Below are 12,565 nucleotides of genomic sequence, written 5' to 3'. Positions count from 1 at the left end.
TTGTCAAGGCTGTACAGCCCGAGACACCCAAGCTAGTCAGTTGATTGCTAGAGCAGTCTAGCTTTGTCAACGCGGTACAGCCCGAGACGTTCAAGTTGGACAACCGATTCTTACTGCAGTTAAGCTTTGTCAAGGCGACATAGCCTGATAAGTTCAAGTTGGTCAGTTGATTGCTAGAGCAGTCTAGCTTTGTCAACGCGGTACAGCCCGAGACGTTCAAGTTGGTCAGTTGATTGCTAGAGCAGTCCAGCTCTGTCAAGGTGGCGCAGCCCGATGCGTTTAAGCTGGTCAGTCGCTTGCTGGAGCAGTCAAGCGATGTTACATGTCCGCGAACGGTGACTGTTTGGCTAGTGAGGGTGTAGACTTTGAACAGCAGCCCGCCTATTCTAATGGACTTCTCTCTGACTCCCTCTATGACAACATCTTCATTTGCCACAATGCTCAACTCGAATGACTGTCCAACAGATAGAGATGTGGTCATAGTGATGACACCTTCGCCAATGCCCTTACAAAGATCTCCATTTTTCCACGTAGAAATCCAATTCTTCTCTCGTGCTATAGCTACATCAGATGGTCTACATAGATTTCCTTCGCTCTCACGTCTGCTGATAATAACAAGATTGCCTGACCTCAGACCCTTGCGACTAGGGAGGTTCGTCACCAACCTTGTCATATTCTCTCCGTTAATCTGATTGTTAGAGCAGTCAAGATATGTCAAAAGCGAGCATCCTGACACGTCAACGTTTGTTAGCTTATTGCCCGAGCAGTTCAGAGTCCACAAGGAGTTACACTTAGATAGATCTAGATTGGTTATTTGGTTTTCAGAGCAGTCTAGCTCTGAAATATCTCCTCGTATTGTAACCTGCGTCCCTGCTAGCGTATAGGTGTGCTTAGAGCCATCGGTAAAAATTCTCTTCTCGTGAACACCCTCTATCGTTACATCCCCATCAGCTAGTATAGCGAGCCGAATGCCACCCTCAAGATACTGCTCTTGAGTTATGGTCATCACAATCTCATCATCTCCACCAGCCCCAGAGTATAGTACGGCCTTTCCTGTATTGACTATATATTTGAATACTCGCCAGTTCTTCCTAGAGACTGTAAGAACATCTGATCTGAGCAGGTTGTTTTCATCTGACCCATCGCAAACCACCTGCAGAGATCCCGACTCCTTTTCACTTCGATCAGAGAGACCATCCACCATCTGCGTCATAGTCTCCCCCTTAAGACGGTTTTTGTAACACTTCAGCTTTGTCAAGGAGGTGCAACCCGACACGTCTAAACTGGTCAGTTGATTCTTACTGCAGTCAAGCTCTGTCAAGGCAGAACAGCCCGACACGTCCAAGCTGGTCAGTCGATTGAAGGAGCAGTCAAGCTTTGTCAAAGAGGTGCAACCTGAGACGTCCAAGCTGGTCAACTCCTTCTTATTCCAAGTAAACTCCTTTAGCGATTTGCAATTAGAGAGGTCTATACTAGCTAATGGATTGTCGGAGCAGTCAAGCTGTCCTAAGGAGGTGCAGTCCGACACGTCTAACCTAGTCAGCTGATTCTTGCTGCAGTCAAGCTTAGTCAAGGTGGTACAGCCCGACACATCCAAGCTAGTCAGTTGATTTCCTACGCAGGCAAGCTCCGTAACATCGCCTCGGATGGTTATCGTCTGACTAGTGAGCGTATAGTTATAGCCGTAGCGATATTGGTCTGGTTCTGGCATCTCACTAACACCTTCGATAACCACATCTCCATTTGCCACAATTCCTAGCTTGATTTTTTCTCCGACAGCTCTAGAGGTGGTCATAGTAATGATACCCTCTCCAACACCAGGATAACTCGTCCAGTAGCTATCACGCACACGTTTTTCAACTGCCCAGTTTTTCTCGCTTGCAGTAGCGACATCGGCAAAGCTACACCTGTTTTTATCCTTTTTCTTAGATGAGTAATCTACCACTCGAAGAGTACCACTGCTCATGCCCTTTCGATCGGGAAGGCTATTCACTAATTTCGTCATGCCTTCCCCGTTAATCTGATTGCCATAGCAGTCAAGCTCTGTCAAGGCAGTACAGCCCGAGGCGTCCAATCTGGTCAGTTGATTGCTGTAGCACCAAAGCTCTGTCAAGGCGGTACAGCCAGACACCTTCAAGCTGGTCAGTTGATTGTTGGAGCAACTAAGCTCTTTCAAGGAGGTACAGCCCGAGACGTTCAAGCTGGTCAGTTGATTGTCGTTGCATTTAAGCTTTGTCAAGGCAGTACAGTTCGACACGTCCAAGCTGGTCAGTTTGCCTCCAGTCCACGAGAATTCCTTCAGCGACTGGCATTCGGAAAGATTGATACTAGTCAGTGGGTTACTGGAGCATCTCAGCTCTGTCAAGGCGATACAGCCCGACAGGTCCAAGCTGGTCAGTTCGTTGCTGGAGCAGTAAAGCTCTCTCAAGGCGGTACAACCCCATACGTCCAAGCTGGTCAGTTTGTTGCTGGGGCAGTAAAGCTCTCTCAAGGCGGTATTCTTCGACACATCCAAGCTGGTCAGTTTGTTGCTGGAGCAGTAAAGCTCTCTCAAGGCGGTACAACCCCATACGTCCAAGCTGGTCAGTTGATTGTTGAAGCAGTTCAGCTTTGTCAAGGCGGTACAACCTGAGACGTTCAAGCTTGTCAACTTATTATTGAAGCAGTCCAGCTTTGTCAAGGCGGCACAGCCCGACACGTCTAAGCTCGTTAACTTGCCCCGTTCCCAAGTAAACTCCTCTAGCGATGTACAATTAGATAGGTTTATACTAGTCAATGGATTGCTGAAACAGCTAAGGGATGTCAAGGAGGTACAGCCTGATACGTCCAAGCTGGTCAGTTGATTGTTGTAGCAATTAAGCTTTGTCAAGGCGGTACAGCCCGATACGTCCAAGCTGGTCAAGCTAGCGTTTTCGCAGCTAAGTTCTGTCAAAGCGGTACAGCCCGACACGTTCAAGTTGGTCAGTTGATTCTCGTTGCAGTCAAGCTTTGTCAAGGCGGTACAGCTCGAAACATTTAAGCTGGTCAGTTGATTTTGGGAGCAGTCAAGCTTTGTTACATCACCTCGGATGGTAACCGTTTGGCTGGTGAGAGTATACCTTACTGAACCCGAAATCGTTTGTGCAGACTTTCCAACTCCCTCAATGGTAAAATTGTCATTTGCTCTAATTCTTAGAAAAATATATTTTCCGACAGCTAGGGAGGTGCTCATGGTGATGACACCTTCGGCGAGGAGGGAGGTGGAGGTTAGGAGCGTGCTGAGGAGGACGAAGAGCCAGATACGTAGATGTTTGCTCATAGCGTGGTTAGAGATTAGATGTTAGAGATTAGAAGTTAGAAATGAGGCGGAGCTGTGAGGGCTAGACCGTGTGAGTTGTATTTTCTGCGAAGTTATACCTTTATTTTGAATTGAGCAAGAGGAGGGGGGAGGAGAGAGATTAGAAATTAGAGGTTAGAGGTTAGAGGTTAGAGGTTAGAAGTTAGAGGGAAAATCGGAGCTATCGGAGGTGTCGGAGCCATCAGAGCTATCGGACGGGTAACGACTTGTCGGGACGCACGAGCCTCTCGTTGCACAGCGGTTGCAGGAGCACTCGTTCCTCTTATGCTCCGAGGAATCTGCTGGGGGCTCTTGACAGCAGGGGCCCCTGGGGACGTGTCGTACCTTTGCATCGTCTCCTCAGAGATACGGCCACGCGCTCCTCGTAGAGGGTCTGCAGGTAGAGAAAAATAGGCTCTGCAGGCTGCTATAGATAGACCGTCACTGAGAGCATTCGCCGGCACGCTCCATGACACCTATTATATATAGGAGATCCTCAAACGTAGCAACGGTAGTATCACAGTGTGGGAGACGAACTAAATTTACTAACTCAACAAAATCAATTTACTATGGCAATCAAGTATGCTATCCAGCAAATCAATCGCAAAGGCTTAACTCTAGGCACTACTACTGCGAGCTACTACGCACAGGCTAAGTACGACGGTGTCACCTCACAAGAAGACATCGCGCAGATGGTCTCACAGATCTCCGCAATCTCTGTCGGTGACGTGCTCAGCGTCATGAACACGGTCTCCATGCTACTCTCCATAGAGCTGGCTAATGGACGTATCGTAGACCTGGGCGATCTAGGACGATTTAGAGCGACTCTGCGAAGTAAGTCTTGCGACAAACCCGAGAACTTCAAGCGGGAGATGATCCATGGCAATAGGGTCATATTTGTCCCTGGTCATCAGGTCCGCATCAAGATGAAGAATGCTAGCTACCTTAAGTCGCTACCCACGGGTCTACCCGCAGAGCCTGGGGATAAGCCCAGCAAGACTCCTAATAGTGGGACGACGGCAGGCAGTGGCTCTCAGAAGCCCGCTCCAGGCAATGAGACGCCTGCTCCAGGCAATGAGACGGGCGGTGGGTCTGGCTCAAAAGATAATCAGACTGGGATGTAATCTCCGTAGATCAGAGTGAGCGGAGGGGATCGGAGTAATCTGATCCCCTCTAACCTCTAACCTCTAATCTCTAAAGTCTAATTTCTAAAGTCTAATCTCTATAATCATGAAGCCTGAAGACATTAAGTATATAGTAGTACACTGTAGCGCCACGCGTAGTAATATGACTTACAGCGCATGGCAACTAGATCAAGACCATCGTGCCAGAGGCTTTGCCATGGCTGGATACCACTTTTACATCACACGCGCAGGCGTTATCGAGTCTCTACGACCTCTCTCCATGCCTGGAGCTCACGCTATCGGATACAACCGCTGTAGTCTCGGCGTATGCTACGAGGGGGGACTGAGACCTGACGGCACTCCGTGGGATACCCGTACGCCCGAGCAGCGAGCTGCTATGCTCAAGCTTCTGCAGACGCTCGTAGCTATCCACCCTAAGGCACGAATCGTGGGGCATAGAGACTTGAGCCCAGACCTAAACCACAACGGCATCATAGAGCCTCACGAATGGATGAAGGCGTGCCCCTGTTTTGACGCTTTCAAAGAGTATCTATCCTTATGGCACAAACGATAAAACCTCGAGGTGGCAAGCAACTCTGCCTAGCCTTCCTCCTGAGTATCTCTGGCATAGGTCTCCTAGCGGCGGGCTTTACGGCACCTCCACTAGGGGTCATAGACGGCTCGGTGCTGGTGGCATACGGTGAGGTGATGACCTTCGTGGGAGCCCTCCTCGGACTAGACTATAAGTACAAGTATCATGAGGAGCTATAAGTGTGTCGTGTGCGCATTGATCCTCTCCGCCAGCATGCTACTGAGCTGTGGCTCTCGACGAAAGCTCTCTACCGAGGTATCGCAACAACAGTCGCAGCAACGTAGTGAGCTGGCGGTGAACCATGCGGAGCAACATCTCCGCGACACCACCCTAGAGGAGTGGGAGATACTTCTCCTAGACACCATCTCGCCTCGTCAGGGGGCTTTCGCTGTAGGGGCTCTGGCTGGAGACTCGCTACTGGCTGTGAGTCGGTCGCAGATGTCTGGTGTGCGCTACATACGTGCTAGGCGAACGGTCGTCCGGCAACAAGATAGTGTGGCTCGAAAGGAGGAAGCGCTACAGCAAGCGAACTCGCAACAGGAAGCGACGACGGAACGACAGACGGCAGAGCGTCGTCCGAGTTGGCTGACAGGGCTATTAGTTTGGGTCGTGGGTAGCTTGCTCCTGGTGGTCGGGGTCGCTACGCTCATGTGGATCCTGAAGAGACGGTGGCGCTGGTAGGAGCGTAGGGATCGGAGGAACGAGTAACGGTTGTAGGGACGCACGGCGAGTGTCTAGCGAGAGGGCGTCCGTCCCCGTTAAAACCACAGACGCTGTAACCTTTGACACAACGGACGCACGAGCCGTGCGTCCCTACAACCGTTACACGTTGGGTTGCGTCCAGCGGGTTACACATTCGAGCATTTCGCTATTCAATCATAAAGAGCTGAGCCGATATGCGTATCCACTCGTTGATTTTTTTCACCTGAACGACCCGAGCGTAAAACTCTTTGCCAGCGTCCATCAAGCGAGATATGACGAGGTTGAGCTCTTGTGGTACATAGCCTATGCGGTGCTCCTCGTAGTAGATGGCGATGGCGTGTTCGTCGTGTTCGTTGTGTGGCTGACGTACCATGCGCAGCACCGTGTCTGGCAGTAGCATCGGGTAGAGCTCCTGTACTATAGGACAGAAGGTGGTGCCAGCGACTACGATGTCTAGCAGGAAGATCTCCCGCTTGGGCAGTCCTAGTGCGTTGATGCCCTCTGTGCCAATGAGCGCTAGTAGCTCTGGGCTGACTGGTATGATCTCATGTTTCATAGGTCGTGTGACTTGTACTCCTCCATTAGCGATATGATCGTCTGCATCTCCTGCTCACTCTCCTCTAGCTCCTTGATGACCGCTTGCAGCTCAGCTTGTCGCTCTTGTATCGCCACGGGGTTGGCCAGCAACTCTTTCTGATCAAAGGGGAAGCTGTCCGACCGCTTTAGGAGCTTAGCCTCAAGGAGTCTCATCTTCTTTTGTAGCTTCTCGATCTCTACCGAAAGCGACTCCGAGTCTAGTGGTATGTCTGCTGGCTGACCTTTGTTTACTAAAGCCAGTATGGCTTGTAGCTGCTGGAGGTCGCAAGCTTTGTAAGCTTTGACCGCAGCGAGAAAGAACTTCTTGTCCTCCTCCGTGTAGTGCGGGTTGAGGTCTGGGTGGAGTCGCTTGACGAGGGTTTTGTAGATTTCCTTGAGCTCTTTGCTTTCCTCGGGAGTGAGACGCGGGGCATCCCAATAAGCTTGTGCCGCCTTGAGCTGATCCAGCTTTTGCTCCAGGAGCCTACGATACTCGAGGCGCTGCTGCGCCATCTGCTTGTCTATCTCGACGAGGTCGGGCGCTTGGTCACGATTGATGTAAGCCTGTAGGAGCGAGCGTCGCAAGCGTAGTGCCGCTATGGAAAGGCCTAGACGCAACTGGGTGTACAGTAGCTTGCCGAAGTAGTGCATGTAGAGCGCTGATAGGTGGGGCGCCTCGTGATCCGTCATATTCTGATACTGGGATACGAGCGTCGTGTAGGCTGCAACGAGCATATCGTACTGCTCTCGCAGCATCTGATACTCTGGGGAGCATGCTAGCTGATCCGTCTCTGTCATCGCATTCAATCTGTTAGCGCTACTAAGGTAACGCTTTTAGCGCAAAGAGCCTAACCACTCGACTTGCTGCCAGAACGGTGTCGCTGCCACGCACTCTGCCAGCGCCTCGGGGGTGATGGCGAGCGCCTCGGCTAGATGGGTGTAGGTCTCCGCTAAAGCCTTCTGATGGGTAAGTCCCTGGGGCAGTTCGTCGGTCTCGACAAGTAGCGCATGCGCCTCATAGGCTAGTCGCAAAGCAGCTGGGTCGTAGTGACGACCGAAGGAGAGCGCGAAGCCATGGCTCAGCATCATACGAGCTACCTCTCCCTTAGCCCGAAAGCCATGTAGCACTATCGGGGGGAGCGGGTCAAACTCTTGCGCCAGCTCTCTACGTATCTCAATCGTTTCGCTCCAAGCACGGACTGTGTGTAGGAGGATAGGACGATGGAGCTGACAGGCTAAGCGCATCTGCGCCTCTAGCCAGGTTCGTTGCTCTGCGAGAGAAGCGTTGCTACGCACCTTATCAATGCCACACTCGCCGACAGCGACGATCTGAGGGGTGGACGCTAGGAGGCTTCGCATCTGATCGATGAGGTCTGTCAGACGCTCCGCTAGGGGCAGAGACCAGGGGTGAAGGCCTATCGAATAGAGTTGTCCCTCCTCAATCGTGACACCACCGCTCCACTCCTCGTAGGTGAGCGAGCGAATGGCTAGCCCGTTTACCTCGTGGCTATGTGTGTGACAGTCTAAAAGCTCTAGGTGGCTGAGGTGTCGCTCGTTGCTCATCGTCGTGGTGGCACGGGGTCGTAACCCACATGTCGATTGAAGGGGTTACATCGTAAGAGTCTCCAAATGGTTAGCCAAGTACCCTTGAGTGCGCCATGCACTCGTAGCGCTTCTAGTGCGTACTGCGAGCAAGTGGGCGTGAAGCGACAGCTGGGTGGTAGCAAGGGCGAGATGCAAGCGCGATAAAACTTGACGGGGTAGCTCAGTAGGCGGATCGCTAGTGAGAGCTGCTGCGAGTTTGCTTGATTAGCTTGCACAGAAGGGGCTTTCGCAGTCTGCTCTGGACGATCGGGCGAAGCTTTCGCCACTGAGGACGTCGGGCTTGACTTGTCTATCTCCTTGACGATACGTGCTATGGCCCGCTCTACGGCTTGCTCTAGCTCAGAGTAAGTCGGCATCGTCTTAGCGACAGACTGGAGCGCTAGTCGCACGGTGCAGTGATGCTGTGTGGCAACTTGCCAAAGCGGAGCCTTGTGGAGACGATAAGCCGAGCGGGTCATGCGCTTGATACGGTTACGATCGACGGCATGCTTGAAGCGTCGCTTAGCGACCGAGGTCATGACAGCGACCTGCGCCTGTTCGCCAGGGGAGTGCGTGGCGATAGGCTCGGCGAGCCATACGACACGAATGGGGTAAGAGACGAATGAGCGCCCTCGATCATGCAGGCGCTCTATCTCCTCACGCAGATAGAGTCGCTCACCTTTGGGTAGACGTCGGTTCTGGAGGGAGCGAGGGTTGCCTTCCTCCGTAGTCATCCCTCCTGCTCGGCAAGGTAGTTGCTGAGCAGCTCAGGCATCGGTGGATCCTGACGACTGCCCGTAGACTTGATGTCCACTCTGAGTCCTAGCTCCTCAGCTCTTAGCGCAGTCTTGGGACCGACGGTGGCGATGATCATATCCTCTTGCTTGAAGTCGGGGACATTCTCAAAGAGTGAGGTAATCCCAATCGGACTGAAGAAGATGATCATGTCGTAAGGCAATGGCTTCTCGAGCTCTAACTCACGAGGTATGGTGCGATACATGACCGACTTGGTATAGTCTATGCCAGCCTCCGTAAGCAGGTCGGAGAGCTTGTCGCTGTGCTCCTCAGCGACGGGGAGGAGATACTTTTCGCTCTTGTGCTTGGTAATGACCTTGACTAGATCCTCGGTACGTCCTGTCGGTGAGAAGAAGACTTTGCGCTTGCGGTAGTTGACAAACTTCTGCAGATATGGAGCGGACATCTCGGAGCTACAGTAATACTTCATCGTATCTGGGACTGATATGCGCATCTCTTTCATCAGCGTGAAGAAGTGCAGGATAGCAGTACGAGAGGTAAAGATGATGGCTGTGTAGTCCAACGGATTGATGCGTTGCTGACGAAACTCTTTCGCTGCAACCGTCTCGACACGAATGAACTGCTTGTAGTCAAGCTCCACTTGATACTTCTCAGCAACTTCGGTGTATGGATTGGCCATCAGTGGGGCGGGCTGAGAAATAAGTATTTTTTTAATCCGTGACATACTCACAGGCAGGGGTGCTAATGGTATACGATAGATTCTTTTATGGGATCAGCATTCCAAAGCCTACGAGATAGGCAAGAGGAGCCACTTCCTGGCTGCAAAGGTACAAAGAAATAAGCAAAGGAGTCACTCCAGCCTCTCCTAGCCATCGGGCTGTGGGTAGGATGATCGCAAGGCGCCATAGGAGGATGACAGCCACTGAAAGCCAAAGCGCAATATCCTGCCAGACGCCCGCCAGTAGTAGCAAAGAGCTTATGTAGAGTGGCAAGGGCCATAGCCACTCCAAGATGCTGTAGTGACGTACCCAGTGTAGGTAAAAGGCGGAGTCGAGGTAGATCTCCGACAGCAGACGGTTTACACCTAGATAGAGACCGCTCAAGATCAGACTACCGAGGGCTAGAGCGCCTACCTGCGAGAGCGTCGTCCAGAGCTCGCCTGTGGGTAAGCCTCCATAGTAGCGCAAGAGCAGACAGCCCGTCACGCCGACCAGCAGATGTCGCTGCAACCCGCCTAAGAGTGTGTAGGTGCCGACAGAGACTCGGTGCACTAAGTTGCGAAAGAAGATGTGCCCTCTATTATATAGTAACGCATCTACCGAGCGAGACATAAGAGAGCCTACCCACATCTGCATAAGCGCTGGGAGCAAGAGCAGCATGAGGAGCAGCAGTAAGATAATATCCTCAGCTCCCCGATCTGCCCCAAAAGGGGTCAACGACCATAACCCGACCGAGCTCTCCATACACGCAAGACTGTCTACAGAGTGGCTAGATGAGCGAGGAGCTGTGCCACCTGTCCCTCCAGCTCCTGCACGCCATCATTATGGATCTGGTAAAGCGGTAACTCTGGATGCGCCTGCTGAAGGGTGGCAAAAGAGTAGCTTGCCTGACGATCGATCCGTGCTTGTACCTGCTCGAGCGAAGCTCCGTCACGCTCCTGAACACGAGCCACACGTACCGCCTCAGGAGCTGTCACGATGACCACAGCGTCGCAAAGATGATAGAAGCCAGACTGCCATAAGATGGCGCTCTCTAGGACGACCCACCCCTCGGGGGCTTGCTGCTCCATAGCCCAAGCCTTTAGCTGGTCAGACACATAGGGGTGAATGATCTGCTCTAGATCGTGCAATAAGGAGCGCCCCTCATCAGACGGTGCGAAAACTTTGCGAGCGATCTCATCGTAGCGAGGCTTCCCCTCCGCATCGTAGACCTCCGCACCTAGCAACGCAATGACCTGCTGACGCACCTGCTCACTATCGGTGTAAGCTCTCCGCGCCACTGCATCGCTATCCATAAGGGGTAGCCCAGCCTGGACAAGCTTCTGACCCACGAAGCTTTTGCCCGCACCAATTCCTCCCGTCAGTCCTAAGATACGGGGGGGGATTGGTGCGGGCAATTTTTTTTTGTTCATGACTCAGTAGCCACTACGGTTCATGACTCAGTAGCCACTACGGCTCACGGCTCGGCTGCCTCTAGGATATACTGCACCGCCTTGGGCGCTGCGGTAGCACGCGCTACCCAGTCGGGTAGACCCTCGATTCTTACGGGGAGCATCTCGGGACGCTTCTCCCCATTCTGCACAGCTTCTGATATTTGACTCAGATCCACGACCACCGAGACTTGGTTGCCGATAGGCTTATTGTAGTCCGTGATCGGCATCGTCAAGGTCAGAGAGACACGCGCTGGGAGGAGCTTGGCGACAAAGCCTGCTGGCGTGTTCAGAGCCACGACTGGCAGTTCGATGCGTCTCTCCGTGAGCTCGACGACAGAGATCTGTAGCTGCACACTGTCGGGAGAGCTATGCACGTTGGGGATCTCTTCGAGAGGTACGCGCATCACCTTGTCTTGCGACAAGTTCTTGTAGAGCAGTCCTTTGGTGCGCACTTCGTTAATTCCCTCCAGCGCCTCACGGCTACCATATAGCTCGACCGTGGTCGGAGTCATCGTGAGCGGGAGGACCATGTAGCCATCCTTAGCAGAGGCCGACACACGATTGATGACTGGCACCTCTTTTCTCTGGAGAGGAAATGCGCGTAGCGAGATCTGATTGGGGTAGATCTCACGAATCTGCACAGCACTTCCGAGGCTCTCACGCACCTTCTGTGTCAAGACCGCATTGCTAAAGAGGACGCGCCCTCCCAGGGGAACTCGCTGAGGCATCGATAGCTTGATCGGTGTCACCCCTTTCATCCAGCGAAAGAGGAGCTGCGAACCTTTTGCCGAGACGCTAACGTCCAGCATGGTCGGTTGCTCGCCCTCTAGGCCGATTGCCTTCGGCATCTCCTCGTATACGATGGGGATGTGGACGATCGAAGTCGTGCCACGGGAGAGCGTCTGCATAAACCATAGGGCGGTCGCTAGGAGCACCCACACAGCAATCGCCAGCAGACGTTTCAAGCCAGGGATACGCTGCTTACGCACCACAGGTTCTCCACCTGGGCGAAGCTTAGGGGTCAGATTGAGTCGCACCGCTCGCGTCTTAGCAGGTTGGGGAGTCTACTAGCGTGCGTTAGGATCCGTCCCGAGCGGATATACCGAGCTCTTGGAGATCTCTATGCAGACATCCTTGGCTATCTCCACCTCAAAGGTCTGCTCGTACACCTTGCGGATCACACCATGCACACCGCCAGCGGTTATGATAGAGTCGCCCACAGCGAGCGCATCACGCTGCTGTTGCAGTTTCTTCTGTCGCTTGCTCTGAGGGCGAATGAAGAAAAGCCAAAAGATCAAGATGATGACTACAAAGAATACGAGCGAAGTCCACGCAGGGGCTCCCTGTGGTGCTGCCTGTGCAGGCTGTGCTGCTTGTAGAAGGAATATATTCATAGGTATCTATAGTTGATGAATTCAATTACTTCTGCAAACTTACAAAAAACCGACCGCATAGCACAGCCTTGCCCCTTCTCTCCATCAATTCCGCAGAGCTCACGAGTGGAGACTGTTGCAAAAGTCAACAGTCTCACAATCTTGCTTGCAAGATTGTCCTGACTTTGCAGAAAGGATGAGTCGCAAGGCGCTGAGGGTGAGGTCTGAAGGGAGCATACCTCCGTATGTGACCGAAGCCGAATCCCGAAAGCAACACAGCGATTCGCCTTTATGCAAAGTCTCAAGTGACGATGTTACGGCGTTGAGTATATAGTAGCCTCTTGCATATCTAGCAAGGGGCTTTTTTTGCGACATAGCTAACCCCTCTAA

General features: G+C 52.5%; 14 protein-coding genes and 1 pseudogene. 4 read left to right on the top strand and 11 right to left on the bottom strand.

Features of this window, described 5'->3' with window-relative positions:
• Positions 1 to 3,298 (bottom strand): leucine-rich repeat domain-containing protein (locus PORUE0001_RS10615; protein WP_007365676.1); only part of this gene is annotated, 3,298 nt, incomplete at its 3' end.
• Between the two features lie 587 nt (positions 3,299 to 3,885).
• Here PORUE0001_RS10615 and PORUE0001_RS06705 point away from each other — a divergent pair.
• From PORUE0001_RS06705 to PORUE0001_RS06690, 4 genes are all read left to right on the top strand, one after another.
• A complete protein-coding gene (locus tag PORUE0001_RS06705; RefSeq protein ID WP_007365669.1) occupies positions 3,886 to 4,440 on the top strand; it encodes an HU family DNA-binding protein in 555 nt (184 codons plus the stop codon).
• A gap of 106 nt (positions 4,441 to 4,546) precedes the next feature.
• On the top strand, positions 4,547 to 5,014 hold the full coding sequence (locus PORUE0001_RS06700; protein ID WP_007365673.1) for an N-acetylmuramoyl-L-alanine amidase: 468 nt from the start codon (positions 4,547 to 4,549) through the stop codon (positions 5,012 to 5,014).
• Positions 4,999 to 5,211 carry a hypothetical protein gene (locus tag PORUE0001_RS06695; RefSeq protein WP_007365678.1) on the top strand — a complete coding sequence of 71 codons (213 nt, stop codon included), beginning with the start codon at positions 4,999 to 5,001 and terminating at the stop codon, positions 5,209 to 5,211. Before PORUE0001_RS06700 ends, PORUE0001_RS06695 begins: the two co-directional genes overlap by 16 nt.
• Positions 5,198 to 5,713: a hypothetical protein gene (locus PORUE0001_RS06690; protein WP_039865749.1), complete on the top strand. Its 516-nt coding sequence runs from the start codon at positions 5,198 to 5,200 to the stop codon at positions 5,711 to 5,713. Before PORUE0001_RS06695 ends, PORUE0001_RS06690 begins: the two co-directional genes overlap by 14 nt.
• Positions 5,714 to 5,900: 187 nt before the next feature.
• Here PORUE0001_RS06690 and PORUE0001_RS06685 read toward each other — a convergent pair whose 3' ends face one another.
• The 10 genes and pseudogenes from PORUE0001_RS06685 to yajC form a co-directional block, all read right to left on the bottom strand.
• Positions 5,901 to 6,290, bottom strand: a complete 390-nt coding sequence (locus tag PORUE0001_RS06685) for an HIRAN domain-containing protein (protein WP_007365671.1) — start codon at positions 6,288 to 6,290, stop codon at positions 5,901 to 5,903.
• The gene (locus tag PORUE0001_RS06680) at positions 6,287 to 7,108 is read right to left on the bottom strand and encodes a J domain-containing protein (RefSeq protein ID WP_007365666.1); all 822 of its coding nucleotides are present in this window, start codon (positions 7,106 to 7,108) and stop codon (positions 6,287 to 6,289) included. Before PORUE0001_RS06680 ends, PORUE0001_RS06685 begins: the two co-directional genes overlap by 4 nt.
• Positions 7,109 to 7,144: 36 nt before the next feature.
• The gene (locus tag PORUE0001_RS06675; protein WP_007365660.1) at positions 7,145 to 7,873 is read right to left on the bottom strand and encodes a TatD family hydrolase; all 729 of its coding nucleotides are present in this window, start codon (positions 7,871 to 7,873) and stop codon (positions 7,145 to 7,147) included.
• Positions 7,870 to 8,088: a membrane protein insertion efficiency factor YidD gene (gene yidD / locus PORUE0001_RS10925; protein ID WP_232501431.1), complete on the bottom strand. Its 219-nt coding sequence runs from the start codon at positions 8,086 to 8,088 to the stop codon at positions 7,870 to 7,872. The genes PORUE0001_RS06675 and yidD overlap by 4 nt, the downstream gene beginning before the upstream one ends.
• A gap of 141 nt (positions 8,089 to 8,229) precedes the next feature.
• A pseudogene (locus PORUE0001_RS10920) lies at positions 8,230 to 8,628 on the bottom strand (ribonuclease P protein component); the annotation flags it as partial.
• Positions 8,625 to 9,374 (bottom strand): uroporphyrinogen-III synthase, encoded by a 750-nt coding sequence (locus tag PORUE0001_RS06665; RefSeq protein WP_039865748.1) that lies wholly within the window; start codon positions 9,372 to 9,374, stop codon positions 8,625 to 8,627. The pseudogene PORUE0001_RS10920 and the gene PORUE0001_RS06665, both read right to left, overlap by 4 nt.
• 40 nt (positions 9,375 to 9,414) lie before the next feature.
• Positions 9,415 to 10,113, bottom strand: coding sequence for a DUF4271 domain-containing protein (locus PORUE0001_RS06660; protein ID WP_039865747.1), 699 nt, complete (start codon positions 10,111 to 10,113; stop codon positions 9,415 to 9,417).
• Between the two features lie 14 nt (positions 10,114 to 10,127).
• On the bottom strand, positions 10,128 to 10,781 hold the full coding sequence (coaE, locus tag PORUE0001_RS06655) for a dephospho-CoA kinase (RefSeq protein WP_007365631.1): 654 nt from the start codon (positions 10,779 to 10,781) through the stop codon (positions 10,128 to 10,130).
• A gap of 44 nt (positions 10,782 to 10,825) precedes the next feature.
• Complete coding sequence (locus PORUE0001_RS06650; RefSeq protein WP_007365687.1) at positions 10,826 to 11,839, bottom strand: CdaR family protein; 1,014 nt, start codon at positions 11,837 to 11,839, stop codon at positions 10,826 to 10,828.
• Between the two features lie 30 nt (positions 11,840 to 11,869).
• Positions 11,870 to 12,196, bottom strand: a complete 327-nt coding sequence (gene yajC, locus PORUE0001_RS06645) for a preprotein translocase subunit YajC (protein ID WP_007365689.1) — start codon at positions 12,194 to 12,196, stop codon at positions 11,870 to 11,872.
• Positions 12,197 to 12,565 lie beyond the last annotated feature (369 nt).

Source organism: Porphyromonas uenonis 60-3 (assembly GCF_000174775.1).
GTDB classification, from domain to species: domain Bacteria; phylum Bacteroidota; class Bacteroidia; order Bacteroidales; family Porphyromonadaceae; genus Porphyromonas; species Porphyromonas uenonis_A.
The sequence above is the reverse complement of the archived record's forward strand: the minus strand, read 5'-3'. Positions and strand labels throughout refer to the sequence as shown.

Bases quoted from the DNA above. Each gene is read 5' to 3' on its own strand.
- PORUE0001_RS06690 (WP_039865749.1), top strand. From the start codon at position 5,198: ATGAGGAGCTATAAGTGTGTCGTGTGCGCATTGATCCTCTCCGCCAGC.
- PORUE0001_RS06685 (WP_007365671.1), bottom strand. From the start codon at position 6,290: ATGAAACATGAGATCATACCAGTCAGCCCAGAGCTACTAGCGCTCATT.
- PORUE0001_RS06695 (WP_007365678.1), top strand. From the start codon at position 4,999: ATGGCACAAACGATAAAACCTCGAGGTGGCAAGCAACTCTGCCTAGCC.
- PORUE0001_RS06700 (WP_007365673.1), top strand. From the start codon at position 4,547: ATGAAGCCTGAAGACATTAAGTATATAGTAGTACACTGTAGCGCCACG.
- PORUE0001_RS06660 (WP_039865747.1), bottom strand. From the start codon at position 10,113: ATGGAGAGCTCGGTCGGGTTATGGTCGTTGACCCCTTTTGGGGCAGAT.
- coaE (WP_007365631.1), bottom strand. From the start codon at position 10,781: ATGAACAAAAAAAAATTGCCCGCACCAATCCCCCCCCGTATCTTAGGA.
- yajC (WP_007365689.1), bottom strand. From the start codon at position 12,196: ATGAATATATTCCTTCTACAAGCAGCACAGCCTGCACAGGCAGCACCA.
- PORUE0001_RS06680 (WP_007365666.1), bottom strand. From the start codon at position 7,108: ATGACAGAGACGGATCAGCTAGCATGCTCCCCAGAGTATCAGATGCTG.
- PORUE0001_RS06675 (WP_007365660.1), bottom strand. From the start codon at position 7,873: ATGAGCAACGAGCGACACCTCAGCCACCTAGAGCTTTTAGACTGTCAC.
- PORUE0001_RS06705 (WP_007365669.1), top strand. From the start codon at position 3,886: ATGGCAATCAAGTATGCTATCCAGCAAATCAATCGCAAAGGCTTAACT.
- PORUE0001_RS06665 (WP_039865748.1), bottom strand. From the start codon at position 9,374: ATGTCACGGATTAAAAAAATACTTATTTCTCAGCCCGCCCCACTGATG.